Annotated in this window: 11 protein-coding genes; 10 read left to right on the top strand and 1 reads right to left on the bottom strand. The window is 68.6% G+C overall.

Features of this window, described 5'->3' with window-relative positions; all coding sequences use genetic code 11:
* Positions 1-56 precede the first annotated feature (56 nt).
* From Q7P21_RS06640 to Q7P21_RS06625, 4 genes are all read left to right on the top strand, one after another.
* A complete protein-coding gene (locus tag Q7P21_RS06640; protein ID WP_304176313.1) occupies positions 57-1,601 on the top strand; it encodes a sulfotransferase in 1,545 nt (514 codons plus the stop codon).
* Positions 1,602-1,835: 234 nt separating this feature from the next.
* A complete protein-coding gene (locus Q7P21_RS06635) occupies positions 1,836-4,271 on the top strand; it encodes a TonB-dependent receptor (protein WP_304169402.1) in 2,436 nt (811 codons plus the stop codon).
* Positions 4,272-4,504: 233 nt separating this feature from the next.
* Positions 4,505-5,815 carry a hypothetical protein gene (locus Q7P21_RS06630; protein WP_304176311.1) on the top strand — a complete coding sequence of 437 codons (1,311 nt, stop codon included), beginning with the start codon at positions 4,505-4,507 and terminating at the stop codon, positions 5,813-5,815.
* Between the two features lie 94 nt (positions 5,816-5,909).
* Positions 5,910-6,623, top strand: coding sequence for a DUF4386 domain-containing protein (locus Q7P21_RS06625; protein ID WP_304169407.1), 714 nt, complete (start codon positions 5,910-5,912; stop codon positions 6,621-6,623).
* 573 nt (positions 6,624-7,196) lie between these two features.
* Here Q7P21_RS06625 and Q7P21_RS06620 read toward each other — a convergent pair.
* On the bottom strand, positions 7,197-8,156 hold the full coding sequence (locus Q7P21_RS06620; RefSeq protein WP_304169410.1) for a LysR substrate-binding domain-containing protein: 960 nt from the start codon (positions 8,154-8,156) through the stop codon (positions 7,197-7,199).
* 159 nt (positions 8,157-8,315) lie between these two features.
* On the opposite strand from Q7P21_RS06620, the gene Q7P21_RS06615 reads away from it, so the two are divergent.
* From Q7P21_RS06615 to Q7P21_RS06590, 6 genes are all read left to right on the top strand, one after another.
* On the top strand, positions 8,316-9,527 hold the full coding sequence (locus Q7P21_RS06615; RefSeq protein WP_304176309.1) for an aromatic ring-hydroxylating dioxygenase subunit alpha: 1,212 nt from the start codon (positions 8,316-8,318) through the stop codon (positions 9,525-9,527).
* Complete coding sequence (locus Q7P21_RS06610; protein WP_304176307.1) at positions 9,524-10,792, top strand: cystathionine gamma-synthase family protein; 1,269 nt, start codon at positions 9,524-9,526, stop codon at positions 10,790-10,792. The genes Q7P21_RS06615 and Q7P21_RS06610 overlap by 4 nt, the downstream gene beginning before the upstream one ends.
* The gene (locus Q7P21_RS06605; RefSeq protein ID WP_304176305.1) at positions 10,792-12,369 is read left to right on the top strand and encodes an FAD-dependent oxidoreductase; all 1,578 of its coding nucleotides are present in this window, start codon (positions 10,792-10,794) and stop codon (positions 12,367-12,369) included. The genes Q7P21_RS06610 and Q7P21_RS06605 overlap by 1 nt, the downstream gene beginning before the upstream one ends.
* Before the next feature lie 10 nt (positions 12,370-12,379).
* Complete coding sequence (locus Q7P21_RS06600; RefSeq protein WP_304176303.1) at positions 12,380-13,534, top strand: FAD-binding oxidoreductase; 1,155 nt, start codon at positions 12,380-12,382, stop codon at positions 13,532-13,534.
* A 9-nt stretch (positions 13,535-13,543) separates the two neighbouring features.
* A complete protein-coding gene (locus Q7P21_RS06595) occupies positions 13,544-15,901 on the top strand; it encodes a transketolase (protein ID WP_304176301.1) in 2,358 nt (785 codons plus the stop codon).
* Between the two features lie 2 nt (positions 15,902-15,903).
* Positions 15,904-17,123, top strand: a 1,220-nt coding sequence (locus tag Q7P21_RS06590) for a pyruvate dehydrogenase complex dihydrolipoamide acetyltransferase (protein ID WP_304176299.1), incomplete at its 3' end; no start/stop codon positions are given.

Below are 17,123 nucleotides of genomic sequence, written 5' to 3'. Positions count from 1 at the left end.
TTGGGGATTGCGCAGGCTTGAGCGTCAAGGGATCACATTGTCCGTTCGCCGCTCACTTGCGCCTGGAGATCGCCCTGTCCGCCGCCCTGGACGCCGCCCGCAGATCGCTCGGACCCGACCCGGCCCGCGCCCTGGCGCTCGCCCGGACCCTGCCGCCCGGCCCTGAGACCAGCTTGCTGATCGGCGCCGCCCAACGCCGCCTGGGCGATGCAGCGGCGGCCATCGCGACGCTGGCCCCGCTTGCCGCCGCCCAGCCCCAGGCCTGGGGCGTCCAGTTTGAGCTTGGCGTGGCCCTGGGCGCCGTGGGCCGCACGACCGAAGCCGAGGCGGCTCTGTCCCGCGCCGTGGCCCTGAACCCGCGCTCGGTCCAGGCCCGCCTGCATCGCGCCGGCCTGCGCGCCGAGATCGGCGACCTTGAGGCCGCCGTCGCCGACTACGCCGCCCTGGTCGTCGAGGCGCCCGACCAGCCGCCGCTCTGGCTCAGCTACGGCCACGCCCTCAAGACCCTTGGCCGCCAGACTGACGCCGTCGCCGCCTACCGCCGCGCCCTGGCGTTGGCCCCCGACTTCGGAGAGGCCTGGTGGAGCCTGGCCAATCTCAAGACCTGGCGCTTCGCCCCCGACGATCTCGCCGCCATGACCGCCCAGCTGGCCCGCGTCGACCTGGATGAGGCGGACCGCGCGCCCCTGCACTTCGCGCTGGGCAAGGCCCTGGAGGACGAGGCCCGCTACGCCGAGGCCTTCGATCACTACGCCTGCGGAAACATCCGCCACCGCGCCCGCCAGCCCTATGACGCGGCCGCCAACACCGCCTTCGTCCAGGCCCAGATCGACCTCTACACGCCCGCCTTCTTCGCCGAACGCCAGGGGTCGGGCTGCGGGGTTCAGGGTCCGATCTTCATCCTCGGCCTGCCGCGCTCCGGCTCCACCCTGGTCGAGCAGATCCTGGCCAGCCATTCCGCCGTCGAGGCCACGGCCGAGCTGCCCGACCTCACCGCCGTCGCCGCCACCCTGCCCAGGCCCTATCCGGCCAGTCTCGCTGAGCTGCCGCCGGACGCCTTCGCGGCGCTGGGTCTTGACTATCTCCAGCGCATGTCGGCCCAACGCCGAACGGACCGACCGCTGTTCACCGACAAGTTCCCCAACAATTTCATGCATGCCGGCCTGATCGCCTTGATCCTGCCCCGGGCCAGGATCATCGACGTTCGCCGCCACCCGCTGGCCTGCGGCCTGTCCGGCTTCAAGCAGCTCTACGCCCAGGGCCAGGCCTACAGCTACGACCTCGCTGACCTTGGCCGCTACTACACCGACTACGCCGCCCTGATGGCCCACCTCGACATGGTCCTGCCCGGCCGCGTTCATCGCCTCTCCTATGAGGCTCTGGTCGAAGACCCGGAGGCCGAGACCCGCGCCCTCCTGGCCTATTGCGGTCTGGATTTCGAGGACGCCTGCCTGCGCTTCCACGAGACCCGTCGCCCCGTGCGCACCGCGAGTTCCGAACAGGTTCGCCGGCCGCTCAACCGCGATGGCCTCGACCAGTGGAAAAACTTCGAGCCCTGGCTCGGCCCGCTCAAGGCCGCCCTCGGTCCCGGCCTGCTCTGAGCCCTCAGGCGTCGGGCGCATTCACCTCGGATGCCTTTTTTGGATGCCGCCATATCGAAATTCTGCTTCCCGGTTAAGGAGCCGGGGGCGAACCTGCATGACGAAATTATGTATCGGGTCGCCTCAAACGCAGCGTCCCGCAAGTCGACACAAATAATGGCTGCGCCCGCCGCGTCAGACGCACGGGTTCTATTGTCAACGAGGGGGACTGAAGTGAACTTATCGAATGGAAACGTGCTGCGCCAAGGTCAAGGCGTGCGCAAGCTGGCGCTTCTTCTCGCTTCCGGCGCCAGCGCCGCAGCCATGAGCTGCGGCTCGGCCTGGGCGGCGGACGCCAAGAGCGGGACCGAGCTTGAAGAGGTGGTGGTCACCGCCAACCGCTCCGGCGCCGAGTCCCTGCAGAACGTCGCCATGGCGATCTCGGCGGTCAGCGTCGACCAGATCACCAAGGCCGGCCAGGGCAATCTCTCCGACCTCGCCAAGTTCACGCCGTCGCTGTCGATCACCGAGGGCGCGCCGGGCTACAACAAGTTCGACATGCGCGGCCTGACCACCGGCGGCTACGCCAGCTCCGACACCTCCGACCGCTCCCTGGTCGCCGTCTATCTCGACGACACCCCGATCTCGCTGCAGGGCCAGACCCCCGACCTCAAGGTCTATGATCTTGACCACGTCGAAATCCTGCGCGGACCGCAAGGCACGCTCTACGGCGCGGGCTCCATGGCCGGCACCATCCGCTTCGTGACCGCAAAGCCCAGCACCTCGAGCTTCTTCGGGTCGATGGAGGCGGGCGGCGCCACCACCGAGCATGGCGGCGAAAGCTACAACATCCGCGGCATGGTCAACATGCCGATCATCAAGGACCAGCTGGCGATCCGCGCCACGGTCTATCAGGGCGAGGACGGCGGCTTCATCGACAATATCGGCCTGCGCCACAAGCAGGACGCCAACCTCAACCGCACCACCCAGGCGCGGTTCGCGGCCCGTTGGACCCCGACCGACAAGCTGACCGTGGACGCCAGCTACACCTTCGAGCAGAGCCACGCCTATGGCCTGAACTCCGGCCTCAGCGGCCTGGGCGACTACAAGGTCTCGACCAATTCGCCGGAAGGCACCCGCGACAGCTTCCAGATGTATTCGGTCAATTTCGACTATGATCTGGGCTTCGCCGATCTGGTCTCCACCAGCGCCTACACCTGGCGGCGGATCGGCTTCAACGCCAGCCCCGAGCCGCAGATCGGCTACTTCTTCCAGGACTACACGGGCCTGACCCCCAGCGCGAACGCCTATCCGCTGTTCAAGCAGCCGGCGACCTACAACCAGGCCGTGACCAATTCAATCCCGGCCGAGAAGTACATGATCTCCAACAAGGTGCATGACTACATGCAGGAGATCCGGCTGGTCTCCAAGAACGACGGCCCGATCAAGTGGACCGTCGGGGCCTTCTACGAGCAGCAGCGTCGCAATCTCTACCAGGACATCCCGACCCCGGGCTTCGACACCCTCTCCTACATGAATTACTTCTATGGGCCATTCAACACGCCCAATGGAAAGTACAATTCCAAGACCGTCGACGGCGCCTTCAATCCGGACGACATCTTCTCGGGCCTGCAGAACCAGGAAGAGCATCAGTTCGCCGTCTTCACCGACGACACCTGGCACGTCACCAAGAAGCTCGACCTGACCGTTGGCCTGCGCTGGTTTTCGTTCTCTGAGAAATACTACCTGTTCGAGGGCGGGGTTTACGGGGTGATCGACCACGTGCCCCTGACCCTCAACGCCAAGCAGAAGTCCAACGGCTTCAACCCGCGGGTCAATGTCGCCTATCACGTCAATGACGACCTCATGGTCTATGCCGAGGCCGCTAAGGGCTTCCGCTATGGCGGCGCCAACCAGCCGGTTCCGCTTGGCACGTCAGGCGTGGCCGGCCAGTGCACCCAAAACCTGGCGTCCTATGGCTACTCCGCCGCCCCGCTCACCTTCGGCCCCGACCACCTGTGGAACTACGCGGTCGGTGAAAAGGCCAAGCTGGCCGGGGGCCGCCTGACCCTGAACGCCGACGCCTATTACGTCGACTGGCAGGACGTCCAGACCCGCCTGCTGCTGAACTGCTCGTACTTCTTCACGTCCAACAAGGGCGCGATCACCAGCAAGGGCCTGGAGCTCGAATCCTCCTTCAAGATCACGCCGGAACTGACCTTCTCGGGCAGCACCGGCTACAACGACTCCAAGGCCAACGGGAACATCCCCAATGTCGGCGCCTTCGACGGCGACCGCACGCCCTACTTCCCCAAGTGGACCGCCACGGCGGCCTTCTTCTTCGACCGGCCGGTCGGCGACGGGACCCTGCACGCCCAGGCCAGCTACCAGTATCGTGGCGAGGAGCAGACCACCTTCGACAGCTCCGCGACCACCATCAAGAACGGCGTCCTGACCAAGACCGGGGCCAGCGGCACCTTCGCGATCATCCCGTCGTCAGAGAACGTCAGCGCCTCGCTCGCCTATGACATCGGGCGCTACGAGATCGGCATCTACGGCAACAACCTGACCGATGGCGCCAAGGTCACCGGCGTCGGCCGGGCCACCTATTACAAGATCTATCAGGCGGGCGACCGCTACACCTACGCCCGTCCCCGGACGATCGGCGTGCGCCTGAAGGCCACCTTCTAGTCCGACCCGAGAGCTAGGCTAGAATCCCCCGGACGCGGTGTTCTCGAACACCGCGTCCACTCCCTTTTAAGAGGGGCTCGCGGTGTTCTCGAACACCGCGCTCACTCCCTTTCTGTCGGGGCCTGGGGCGTCGAAAGGCGCTCCGCCCACTCCATTCCAGGCCCTTCTCCCGCGCCGTCCGCGAGGAAGGAAGTGTGATATGGTCCCGCCGCGCCGACGTGGAGAGCCGCCCCTTGCCCCGCCCAGGTCTCCTCTTCGCCGCCTTCCTGTTCCTGGCGACCCCGGCCCTGGCCGAACCCCCGCCCAGCGTCCCTGGTGTCGATGCGCCTGAACTGGCCCGGCTCGGTCCCCACGCGGTCGGCGTGCGCACCGTGACCTGGACTCAAGCCGCCCAGCCCGACGTGCTGGCCTATGACAAGGCCAAGGGCTCGGTCCCACTCATCGCCCGCCAGCTCACGGTCGAGATCTGGTACCCGGCCAGGCCCCGACCCCACTCCAAGCCCGTCGTCTATGCCGACGCCCTGGCGGCCGAGCCGCCCCGGCCGCCGGTCGGCTTCACTGTGCCGGGGATCGCCGTCCGCGACGCCCCCGAGGTGGCGGGCGCCTTTCCCCTCGTCATCCTTTCCCACGGCTATGGCGGCGCCACCGCCGGCATGAGCTGGCTCGCTGAGAACCTGGCCTCCAAGGGCTATGTGGTGGTCGCCCCCCGTCACCGCGATCCGGACTTCGGGGACGCGGCGGGCTTCCCCGGCCCGCTGATGCGCCGGCCGCCCGACATCGCCTTCGTCGCCGCCCAGGCCCGCGCAGCCGCCAAGGCGGGGGCGCCCGGCCTCGCCGCCGCCGACCCCAGCCATACCGTGCTGATCGGCTATTCCATGGGCGGATATGGGGTGCTCACCGACGCCGGCGCGGGCCTCGATCCCAAGGGCGCGGTCAATCTCGTGCCCGGCGGTGTGATGAACCCCTACGCCCGAGGCGGCGCCAAGGCCGCCTCCCTCAACATTCCGGACGTCAAGGCCGTGGTCGCCATCGCCCCGGCCGGGGTCAGCTTCAACGCCTGGGGCCAGGACGGCCTCTCCGGCGTCACTGCGCCCTTGCTGGTGATCGGCGGCGACCGCGACCGCACTGTGGGCTTCGCCGGCGGGATCAAGCCGGTGTTCGAGCGCGCGATCCACGCCGACCGCTACCTGCTGGTCTTCCAGAACGGCGGCCACGCCATCGGCATGAACGGCGCCCCGCCGACCATGCGCGGTGCGGTCTGGGACATGGACTGGTTCGAGGATCCGGTCTGGCGCCACGACCGCGTCATGGCCATCAACCAGCACATGATCACCGCCTTCCTCGACGCCTATGTGAAGGGCGACACCAGCCGTCTGGCCTATCTGACCCCCGACACCGTCCAGTCGAACGACGCCAAATGGCCCACGCCCGGCCCGACCGGCTACGCCCCCTTCAGCCCCGGCGGCCTAGGCGCGACCTGGAAAGGCTTCCCCAAGAACCATGCCCTCGGCCTGGAACTGCACCACCTGCCGCCCGCGCCCTGACATGAACTTTAATTCAGGCGGCATCGCGCCGCTTCCATCCTAGGCTGCCAGCGGGCAGGGCGAGCGCCTTGCCGAGACGGTCGCGGGGGCGAAGATGGCGGACCTGGCTGAAAGACCTTCACCGCGCGCGCTCGCGCGGCTGACCGGGCTTCTCTACCTCTACATCATCGTGGCCGCGATGTTCTCCGAGGCGTTCGTGCGAAGCCGGCTGATCGTTTCCGGCGACCCCGCCGCCACGGTCCGGAACATCGCCGCGTCAGAAGGGCTTTGGCGCTGGGGCGTGGCGGCCAATGTCTCGACCACCCTGTGCGATGTCGCCGTCGCCGCCCTGCTCTTCGTCCTGCTCGCGCCGGTGAACCGCACCGCGTCGCTCACCGCCGCCGCCTTCAGACTGGCCTATGCGGCGGCCATGGCGGCCAGCGCGGCCTTCCTGGTGGCGCCCCTGCTGCTGCTCGGCGATTTCGCCAGCAAGTCCGCAATCGAGGCGGCGCAGATCCAGTCCCTGGTGAGCTATTCCCTCCGCCTGCACGCGGCCGGCTTCGACGTGGCCCTGGTGCTGTTCGGCGTCCACCTGGTCCTGGTCGGTCTGCTGATCGCCCGCTCGACCTATTTGCCCAGGCTGCTGGGCGCGGCCCTGGCCGTCGCCGGCGCCTGCTACATCGCCAACAGCTTCATCGGCTTCTTGGCGCCCAGCCTCGCCGCCCGCCTGTTCCCCTGGACCCTGCTGCCCGGCTTCGTGGCTGAATCCAGCCTGGCGCTCTGGCTGCTGATCGCCGGCGTCAATCCGGCCCGCTGGCGCGAGGCTTGAGGCCAGCTTCCCCAGCAGGAGAGCAACCTAGGAACCCTCGCCCCATGAAATGGGGAGAGGGCAGGGTGAGGCGCGCGCCGCGAAGCGGAGCGTCTTGCGTCGATTCAGCCGGCGCGGCGCCTCAGCAAGGACCCCTCACCCAACCCTCTCCCCGCAAGCGGGGCGAGGGCACGTTTCCATCGCCGCTGATCAAATGGAGGGTCGGGACTCAAGGGAGTCTCCGGCCAGTCTGTCCTCGGCGGACTTTGGCGGTGACACTACTCCCGGTACGGCGGTTCTGACTTGATGAGACCCCGCTTTGCGTTCGATGATGATGCCAGTCCAGGTGCGGAAGAACTCCAAAGCAAAATGCTTAGGTTCTTGGAAGGGCTGGCTGTCGTGGCCTTCTTGCCGTTTTTGTTCAGTTTTATGATCTGGGCAGTGCCGCGTACTCTTAAGCGTTCGACAGCCCTGGGATTTGGTCCGGGATGGGGCTGTGTTGGCGCGGGCCCCAAAGGCGGGGGCTTCTGCGTTCGGTCGCAAGCCCCCTTGCCGACCCATCGCTAGGACAGTTCGCCACCCTCCTAGCTCCCCTCAGATATCCAGCATCTCCGCCACCGCCCGCCCGGTCGCCGCCGCGAACCGGCCGAGCACCCAGCTCCTGAACAGGGCGATCGCCGGGTCGCCCAGGTCCTCGGCGTGGAACTTCAGATAATAGCCGTAGCCGTCCTCCATCATCGTCTCGAAGGGCCGCACCAGTTTTCCGTCGGCGATCTCCTGGGCGAACATGTCGATGTCGGCCAGGGCCACCCCGCCGCCGGACATGGCGTAGTGGACAGCCGATATGGCGGTGTCGAAGGCCAGGCCCCGGTCGGTGTCGACCTCCAGGCCGAACTGGCGGGCGAACATGCCCCACAAGAGGCCGCGCGGCTCGCTCTCCAGCTTGACATGCAGCAGCTCATTGGCGGCCAGGAAGGCGGCGATGCCTCGCCCCTCGATCTGGGCCGCCACCTCCGGCGAACAGACCGGCGAGACCCGCACCATCCACAGCAAGTCGGTGACCCGGTCGTCGACCGACGGCCGGTCATAGACGATGGCGACGTCCAGATCCTCGCGCGGCAGGCCGGTCACATGGCTGGAGGAGACATCCAGCAGCACGTCGGGAAACTCGCGGCGGAAATCGCGCAGCATGGGCAGGGCCATCTGCTGCAGCAGCGACGGCGGCATGTGCACCCGCAGGGTCCGGCCGCCGGTGTCGCCGCTGCGCACCGCGTTCAGCGCCTGCTCCAGCCGGTCGAAGGATTTGCGCACCACCGGCAACAGCGCCGCGCCGGCTTCGGTCAGGGCCAGGCGATGCGGCCGCCGGTCCAGCAACTGGCGACCCAGCAGGTCCTCCAGGCTGATGACGTGGCGGCTCAATGCGCTCTGCGACACGTGCAGCGCCTGGGCGCCGGCCGTGAAGCTGAGGTTCTGGCCCACCGCGTCGAAGGCGCGCAGGGCGTTCAGGGGCAGCCAGCGCCGGTTGATCGGCGTGGCCTTCGTGTCGCTTGGCATGCGTCCTCCGCCAGCAATCGCTCCGTTTCCGGAACGGCTGACCTTGGCGCCCGCGAGGCCTCGCGAGAAGGGGCAGATTATGGAATGCCCGTATGAGGAAATGCGATGCGGCGCGACTGTCGCTTCGTGGCATCTTTCGACGCTCGGACAGGAGGGTTTATGAGCGATCTGAGCGCCATCAGAAGCATGTTGGCGGCCCGTCGACCCGGCCACAGTCTGCCGCAGGGGCTCTATAACGACCCGGCCGTCCATGACTTCGACATGAAGGCGATCTTCGCCCGCACCTGGCTGCTGGTCGGCGCCGAGGTCGAACTTCCCAAGCCCGGCAGCTACCTGACCCTCGAAGTCGGCCAATGGCCGGTGCTGGTGTTGCGCGACCGCACGGGGACCCTGCGCGCCTTCCACAATTCCTGCCGCCATCGCGGCGCCCCCGTCTGCTCCGGCCACGGAACGACCGCGCGCCTGGTCTGCCCCTATCACCGCTGGACCTATGAGCTGTCCGGCGAGCTGGTCCATGCCGGCCGCATGCCCGACGATTTTGACGTCTCGGACTATGCTCTGAAGCCGATCGCCATCGAGACCCTGGCCGGGATCATCTATATCTGCCTGGCCGACGACCCGCCGGACTTCGCCCCTTTCCGCGCGGCCTTCGCGCCGCTGCTGGCGCCCCACGACCTGGCCAACGCCAAGCTCGCCCACACCAGCACCCTGGTCGAGAAGGCCAACTGGAAGCTGGTCATGGAGAACGCGCGGGAGTGCTACCATTGTCCCGGCGCGCACCCGGAGTTGTCGGTCACCTTCCCGACCGGGGCCTCCGCCCATTTCGACTATGGCGCGGACCAGCACGCCGACGCCTTCTACGCCCGCATGAGGGCGCTCGGCCTGCCCTCCGACGAGGTCGAGGGCGACTGGTGGCAGGCGGTGCGCTTCCCGCTCAATGAGGGCTGCGTGTCCATGACCCTGGACGGCCAGCGCTCGGTCGACAGGCTGATGTGCGAGACCGGCGACGGCGACATCGGCTCCCTGCGCTGGGCGCTGGAGCCGAACAATTTCTGCCATGCCACCGGCGACTTCGTCTTCATCTTCACCTGCATGCCCACCGGCCCGCATGAGACCGTCGTGACCGCCAAGTGGCTGGTCCACAAGGACGCGGTCGAGGGCGTCGACTACGATCTGGAGCGCCTCACCGCGCTCTGGGAGAAGACCAATCTCCAGGACCGCGACCTGGCCGAGAACAACCAGCGCGGCGTCAATTCCCTGGGCTACCAGCCGGGTCCCTATTCCCCCGACGCCGAGGCCCTGTTGATCCGCTTCGTCGACTGGTACTGCGCGAGCGCGCAAACCTTCATCGACGAGGTCGAACCGGCATGAGCGACAAGCCCGGACTGCATCTCGAGACCCTGGCCATCAGCCACGGCTATGATCCCCAGTCGGGGCAGGGGGCGGCCAAGCCGCCGATCTACGCCACCTCGACCTTCGTCTACCGCTCGGCCCAGCAGGCCAAGGACATCCACGAGCAGTTCTTCGATGGGCCGGAGTCGGAGGGGGCCAAGCGCCTGGCTGGCGAGCCGCAGGCCTATATCTACGGCCGGCTCGGCCACCCGAACCTGACCATGGTCGAGGCGCGGCTGGCGGCGTTGGACGGGGCCGAGGACACAGCCGCCTTCAACAGTGGCATGGCGGCGATCTCCACCACCCTGTTCGCCCTGGTGCGTCCCGGCGACAGCGTGGTCCACAGCCGGCCCTTCTATGGCGGCGCCGACAACCTGATCCACAACGTGCTGTCAGATTTCGGGGTCAAGGCCTTCGCCTTCCTCGACGGCCTCAGCGAGGCCTCGATCCAGGTCGCCCTGGACGAAGCCGCGGCGTCCGGCCCGGTCAGCGTGATCTGGCTGGAGTCCCCGGCCAACCCGACCGCCGCCCTGGTCGATATCGCTCTCGTCGTCCGCCTCGCCAAGGCGCTGGGCGACCGCCAGGGCCGCAGGCCGATCGTCGCCGTGGACAACACCTTCCTGGGTCCGCTGCTGCAGTCGCCGCTGGCGCAGGGCGCCGACCTCTGCATGACCTCGCTGACCAAATATTGCGCCGGTCATTCCGATCTGCTGGCCGGCGGCGTCTCGGGTTCGGCCGAGCTGATCAAGCAGCTCAAGGCCCTGCGAACCCTCAAGGGCGCCCACCTCGACGCCCAGACCGCCTGGCTGCTGCTGCGCTCCTTCGAGACCCTGCCGGTGCGCACGGCGCGGGCCTGCGATAACGCGCTCAAGATCGCGACCTATCTGCGCGACCATCCCAAGGTGCGCGGCGTCACCTATGTCGGCTTCCGCGACGAACCCGAGGCGATCGCCCTCCTGGCCCGCCAGTGCCGGGGGACCGGCTCGACCTTTTCCGTGCGGCTGAAGGGCGGAGAGGCCGAGTGCTTCCGCTTCCTCGACCGGCTGCGGGTCTTGCGCCTGGCGGTCAGCCTGGGCGGCACCGAGACCCTGATCTGCCACCCGGCCACCACCACCCACTACGCCGTGCCCAGGGCCGAGCGCGAGGCTTCCGGCATTGATGATGGGACCATGCGCCTGTCGGTCGGGCTGGAGCATCCCGACGACCTGATCGCCGACCTGGAACAGGCGCTGGAGGCGGTCTGATGAGCGCCGTCGACCCGCACGCCCTGAACGGCAAGCTGCCGCGTCCCGAGCGCACCGTCGAAGTGCTGGTGATCGGGGCCGGCCCGGCCGGGACCGCCGCCGCCATCGCTGCCGCCAAGCTGGGCGCCCAGGTGCTGCTGGTCGATGAGAACCCGGTCTCCGCCGGCCTGATGGGGCTCGACACCCCGCTCTATTTCGGTGGCCGCATGACCTCGGCGGTGCAGCGCCAGGCCCGCATGATCGAGCAGGTCTTCGCCGCCAATCCCGACCTCGAGACCGCCATGGAGCTGGGCGTCGAGATCGCACTCGCCACCTGCGCCTGGGGCGCCTTCGTCAATGGCCCGGGCGTCGGAACCCTGCCGGAACCCATGGTCGGCCTGGCCGATGAGGACCGCGCCTGGCTGGTCGGCTTCAAGTCGCTGATCCTCGCCACCGGGGCCCGTGACATCGCGCTATCCTTCCCCGGCTGGGACCAGCCCGGCGTCATGGGCGCCAACGGCCTGGCCGCCCTGCTGGACCGCTACGACGCCTTTGCCGGCCGCCGCATCGTCATCCTCGGCTCCGGCGACCTGGCCCTCGACACCGCCCGCCGCGCCCTGGCGCGCGGCCTCGACGTCGTGGCGATTGTCGAGGCGCTCGATGAGATCCAAGGCGCCCCCGACCGTGTGGAAACACTTAAAAATCAGGGTGTTGAATTCCTGACGGGCCAGGTGATCCACCGCGCCCTCGGCGGCCTGGACGGGGTCGAGCGGGTCGAGATCGGTCCGGTCGGCGGCCCGGTCCGGACCCTCGATTGCGACACGGTCTGCCTGGCCATCGGCCTCGCCCCGGCCATCGAACTGCTGAACGTCCTGGGCGGGGCCCTGACCATGGATCCGGGCCGTGGCGGCCATGTCCCGGTCGTGACCGACGCCGTCCGAACCTCCCTCGTCCATGTCTACGTCAGTGGCGACGCCGCCGGCCTGGCCGGCGCCGGCGAAGCCGGAATCGCCCGGGCCGCCGCCCAGGGCGAAGCCGCCGCCCGCGCCGCCCTTGGCGCGGCCTTCGAGCCCGCAGCCCCGGCCCCGTCGATCGACGCCATCGCCTATCAGCTGGCCTGGACCCGGGCCCTGATGAGCGTCGGCTCCGACGCGGTCATGGTCTGCCAGTGCGAGGAGGTGACGCGCGGCGACCTGCTCGGCGTCCAGCCCCCGCGCTATCTTGATCGCCCCGAGCGTCTGGCCGCCCGCGACATCCACAGCCTGACCGCTGATGGCCCGGTCAACCAGGACCAGATCAAGCGCCTGACCCGCGCCTGCATGGGCGCCTGCCAGGCCAGGCGCTGTCGTGAGCAGGTCGCCCTGATCCTGACGGCGGCGACCCAGTCCCCGGCGGGCGCGATCCCCCTGGCCGGGTTCCGCGCGCCGGTCCGGCCCCTGCCGCTGAAGGTCCTGGCCGACTGGGGCGAGGCCGCTGAGATGGGCGCCGGCTGGGACGTCTGGTTCGGCATTCCCGAGCAATGGATTCCCTATCGCGATATCGGCACCGAGCGGGCGGCGATGCACATCGCCATCCTCGGCGGCGACATGCACCTCTGAGGGCTGGGACATGACCCCTTCCAAGGGCGCCTCGGTGGTGATCGTCGGCGGCGGGGTGACGGGCCTCAGCGCCGGCTGGCAGCTGGCCCGGGCCGGCTGCGACGTGGTTGTCGTCGACAAGGGCGTGATCGGCTACGAGGCCTCGAGCCGCAATGGCGGCGGCGCCTCGCACTATCACAGCCCGCTGTTCGCCGAGGAACAGCGCATGTGGCCGCTGATGGACGAGCTGCTCGGCTATCCCACCGAATATCGCCGCGAGCGGGTGATCGTCGCCCTGACTGACGCCCAGCTGACCCACTACCACTACATGGCCGCCATGTTTAACGAGCTCGGCTACACGGCCGAGCACCTGGATGTGAAGCAGGCCTTGGAGATGGCGCCCCTGGTCAGCGACAGGATCCTGGGCGGCATCCATCTGAAGTTCGGCGGCCAGGCCAATCCCCAGCGGACGGTCCAGGCCTATGGCTGGGCGATGCAGGACCACGGCGGCCGCCTCCTCCAGAACGCCCAGGTCAGCGGCTTCGAGACCGCCGGCGGCAAGGTCACGGCCGTGGTCACCAGCCGCGGGACCCTGGGCTGCGACGCCCTGGTGATCGCCGCCGGCCCGCAGACCGAGGGCCTGGCCGCCCAGCTCGGCGCCTTCGCGCCCATGGCCCCGGCCCGGGCGGAGATGATCGTCACCGAGCCCGCCCCGCTGATGCCGATCGGCGGGGTGGACGGCAACGGCCTCTATGGCCGCCAGACCCTACGCGGCAACCTCGCCTATGGCGGTGGGCCGCACGAATGGATCGAGGTAGGCGAGGCGGGTCCCAGCGCCCGGCCGACCACGCCCCTGATGCGCAACCTCGCCAGGCGGGTCGCAGAGCTGCTGCCCAAGGCCGAGCATCTGCGGGTGATCCGCAGCTGGGCCGGGGTGATCGAGACGACGCCCGACGGCCGCCCGATCCTCGACCGGCTGAAGGCCCCGGACAATGTGGTGCTGGCCTCGATGTCGGGGGTGGGCTTTGGCCTGTCGCCTGCCAGCGGCCACGCCATCTGCGACCTGGTGCTGGAGGGCCGCTGCACCTTCACCGACATCGACAAGTTCGGGATCGATCGCTTCGCCGATCTGCCCGCCGATTGGCGCCTCTCCCGTGGGTGGACCCCGGTGTCGGGGCCCGTTTAGGAGACTGCCATGGTCGCCAACACCCTCTCCGCGTCCGCGCGCGTCAATGACGACACCACCCTGATCGCTGAGCTGGACCGCAAGGTGCACTGGCTGTCGGCCTGGACGATCCACAACGCCAACCACCTGCGCGAAAGCCGCGACGGGCTGAAGGTGGGCGGGCATCAGGCGTCCTGCGCCTCGATCGCCACCATCATGTCGGCGCTCTATTTTTCGGTGCTGCGGCCGGAAGATCGGGTGGCGGTCAAGCCGCACGCCAGCCCTGTGTTCCACGCCATCCAGTATCTCTATGGCCGCCAGAGCCTCGACCAGATCCAGAACTTCCGCAGCTTTGGCGGCGCCCAGTCCTATCCCTCGCGGACCAAGGACAAGGACGACGTCGACTTCTCGACCGGCTCGGTTGGCCTCGGCGTCGCCATGACCGCCTTCTCCTCGATCGTGCAGGACTACATGCTGGCCCATGGCCGCATGGAGCCGGGGCGCACGGGCCGGATGATCTCGTTGCTCGGCGACGCGGAGCTCGACGAGGGCAACATCTATGAATGCCTGATCGAAGGCTCCAAGCACGACCTGCGCAATACCTGGTGGATCGTCGACTACAATCGCCAGAGCCTGGACGCGACCACCTGGGACCGGATGTTCCTGCGCTTCGCCGATGTGTTCGCGACCATGGGCTGGGACGTCATCACCCTGAAGTACGGCCGCAAGCTGCAGGCGGCCTTCAAGCTGCCAGGCGGCGAGGCCCTGCGCGAGTGGATCGACGAATGTCCCAACGACCTGTTCGCGGCGCTGAGTTTCCAGGGCGGCGCGGCCTGGCGGGCCCGGCTGGAGGCGGACTTCGCCAAGCGCCCGGCGGTGCTGGCCCTGATCGCCGGCTATGACGACGACGAACTCACCGCCCTGATGACCAATCTCGGCGGCCACGACCTCGACCTCTTGCTGGAGACCTTCCAGTCGGTCGACGACACCCGTCCGAAGCTGTTCATCGCCTATACGATCAAGGGCTTCGGCCTGCCGTTCCAGGGCCACAAGGACAACCATTCCGGCCTGATGACCCCCACCCAGATGGAGGCCTTTCGGGCCCGCATGGGGGTCGAGCACGGCCGGGAGTGGGAGGCCTTCGAAGGTCTGCCGCGCGCCGAGGCGGAGTATCGCCGCTATCTCGACAACACGGCCTTCCAGGCCCGGCCAAGGGATCGCCACCCCGCGCCGGTCATCCCGGTTCCCGACGCCGCGAGCTTCCCGAGACCCACCGGACGCCAGTCCACCCAGGTCGCCTTTGGCAAGGTGCTGAACGATCTGGCCCGTCTCGGCGGCCCCCTGGCGGACGCCATGGTGACCACTTCGCCCGACGTGACAGTCTCGACCAATCTGGGCGGCTTCGTGAACCAGCGCGGCCTGTTCGCCCGCGAGCTGCGCGCCGACCAGTTCAAGGACAGCAAGATCGCCTCGCCCCAGAAATGGGCGATGGGGCCGCAGGGCCAGCACATCGAGCTGGGCATAGCCGAGAACAACCTGTTCCTGATCCTGGGCGCCCTGGGCCTGGCCGGCGACCTGTTCGGCGAGCGGCTGATCCCGATCGGCACGGTCTATGACCCCTTCATCAATCGCGGCCTCGATGCGCTCAACTACGCCTGCTACCAGGACGCCCGCTTCATGCTGGTGGCCACGCCGTCGGGCCTGACGCTCGCGCCGGAGGGCGGGGCGCACCAGTCGATTCACACCCCCCTGATCGGCATGGCCCAGGACAAGCTCAGCTATTTCGAGCCGGCCTATGTCGACGAGCTGGTCGAGATCATGCGCTGGGGTTTCGAGCATATGCAGACCCCGGACGGCGGCTCGATCTATCTGCGGCTCTCGACGCGAGCTCTGGATCAGGTGGAGCGCACGCTCAGCGCCAGCCAGATCGAGGCGGTGTTGGCCGGCGCCTATTGGCAGGTGGAGCCGGAGCCGGGCGCGGAGTTCGCCATCGTCTATACCGGCGCGGTCGCCCCCGAGGCGCTGGAGGCTTTCGAACAGATCCGCGAGGACCTGCCGGGCGCGGGGCTGCTGGCGGTGACCAGCCCGGACCGCCTGCATCGCGGCTGGTCCCAGGCGCTGACCGCCCGGGCGAGGGGGGATCGGGTCGTGGCCCATGTGGAACGCCTGCTTGGGCGCCTCGCGCCGGGCGCGGGTCTGGCGACGGTCATAGATGGGCCGCCCGCCACCCTGTCCTGGCTGGGCGGGGTGCGCGGCCACCGGGTCGCGCCGCTCGGCCTCGACCACTTCGGCCAGTCCGGCGACGTGCCGGATCTCTACCGCGCCTATCGCCTCGACGCCGAGGCCATCCTCGACGCGGCCGCCTCCGCCCTGATCGATCCGGTCTGACCATGTCCATTGATGTCCTGATGCCCGCCCTGTCGCCGACCATGGAGGAGGGGACGCTCGCCAAGTGGCATGTAAAGAAAGGCGACGTGGTGAAGTCGGGCGACGTGATCGCGGAGATCGAGACCGACAAGGCGACCATGGAGGTCGAGGCGGTCGACGAGGGCGTAGTCGAGGACGTGCTGGTTCCGGAGGGGACCGAGGGCGTGAAGGTCAACACCCCGATCGCGCGGCTGAGCGGAGAGGTCGAGGTGGCTTCTGCGCCGGCCCCGAGTCAAAGTCTCCCTCAGGCGGCTAGGCCGCCAGCTCCCCCGGAGCAACCTGCTCCCGCCGTCGCTGCGTCCGCTGCGCCTGGTTCCTCCCTCTCTGGGGGAGGTGGCGCGGTGAGCGAAGCGAAGCGCGACGGAGGGGGTCAGCGCGTCTTCGCCTCGCCGCTCGCCCGGCGGATCGCCCAGCAGAAGGGGCTGGATCTGGCGGCGGTGACGGGCTCAGGCCCGCATGGCCGGATCATCAAGCGCGATGTCGAGACCGCCGCGCCGGGCGCGCCCCGTCCCGCGCCGGCCGCGTCAGGCGGCGCGACCTCGGCCCCGGCCGCCCCGCGCCAGGTGCTGAGCCTGGCCCAGATGGGCATCCCCGACGGCTCATACGACCTGATCCCGCTGGACGGCATGCGCAGGACCGTGGCGCGCCGGCTCACCGAGAGCTTCCGCGATGTGCCGCACTTCCCGCTGACGCTGGACCTGGAGATCGACGCCCTGCTGGCCGGCCGGGTGAAGATCAACGCCATGCTGGAGAGCCAGGGCGTCAAGGTCAGCGTCAATGATCTGGTGATCAAGGCCGCGGCCATCGCGCTTCGCCAGGCGCCTGAAGCCAATGCCTCCTACACCCCGGAAGGCATAGCCATGCACCACCATGCGGACATCGCCATGGCGGTGGCCCTGGACGGCGGTCTGATCACCCCGATCATCCGGGCGGCGGAGACCAAGGGGCTGGCCCAGATCGCGACCGAGGCCAAGGACCTGGCCGCCCGGGCGCGGGCCCGCAAGCTGAAGCCCGAGGAGTTCCAGGGCGGAACCTTCTCGATCTCAAACCTCGGCATGTTCGGGATCAAGGCCTTCTCCTCGATCATCAATGAGCCGCAGGGGGCGATCCTGTCGGTGGGCGCGGGCGAACAGCGGCCGGTGGTCAAGAACGGCCAGCTGGCCGTGGCCACGGTGATGACCGT

It is taken from the genome of Phenylobacterium aquaticum, from assembly GCF_947378715.1.
GTDB classification, from domain to species: Bacteria; Pseudomonadota; Alphaproteobacteria; order Caulobacterales; family Caulobacteraceae; genus Phenylobacterium; species Phenylobacterium aquaticum_A.
This window is presented reverse-complemented; position numbering and strand designations above follow the sequence as displayed.

Coding starts and splice junctions, on each gene's coding strand:
- Q7P21_RS06625 (WP_304169407.1), top strand. CDS start 5,910: ATGGCGGACCTGGCTGAAAGACCTTCACCGCGCGCGCTCGCGCGGCTG.
- Q7P21_RS06620 (WP_304169410.1), bottom strand. CDS start 8,156: ATGCCAAGCGACACGAAGGCCACGCCGATCAACCGGCGCTGGCTGCCC.
- Q7P21_RS06615 (WP_304176309.1), top strand. CDS start 8,316: ATGAGCGATCTGAGCGCCATCAGAAGCATGTTGGCGGCCCGTCGACCC.
- Q7P21_RS06610 (WP_304176307.1), top strand. CDS start 9,524: ATGAGCGACAAGCCCGGACTGCATCTCGAGACCCTGGCCATCAGCCAC.
- Q7P21_RS06605 (WP_304176305.1), top strand. CDS start 10,792: ATGAGCGCCGTCGACCCGCACGCCCTGAACGGCAAGCTGCCGCGTCCC.
- Q7P21_RS06600 (WP_304176303.1), top strand. CDS start 12,380: ATGACCCCTTCCAAGGGCGCCTCGGTGGTGATCGTCGGCGGCGGGGTG.
- Q7P21_RS06595 (WP_304176301.1), top strand. CDS start 13,544: ATGGTCGCCAACACCCTCTCCGCGTCCGCGCGCGTCAATGACGACACC.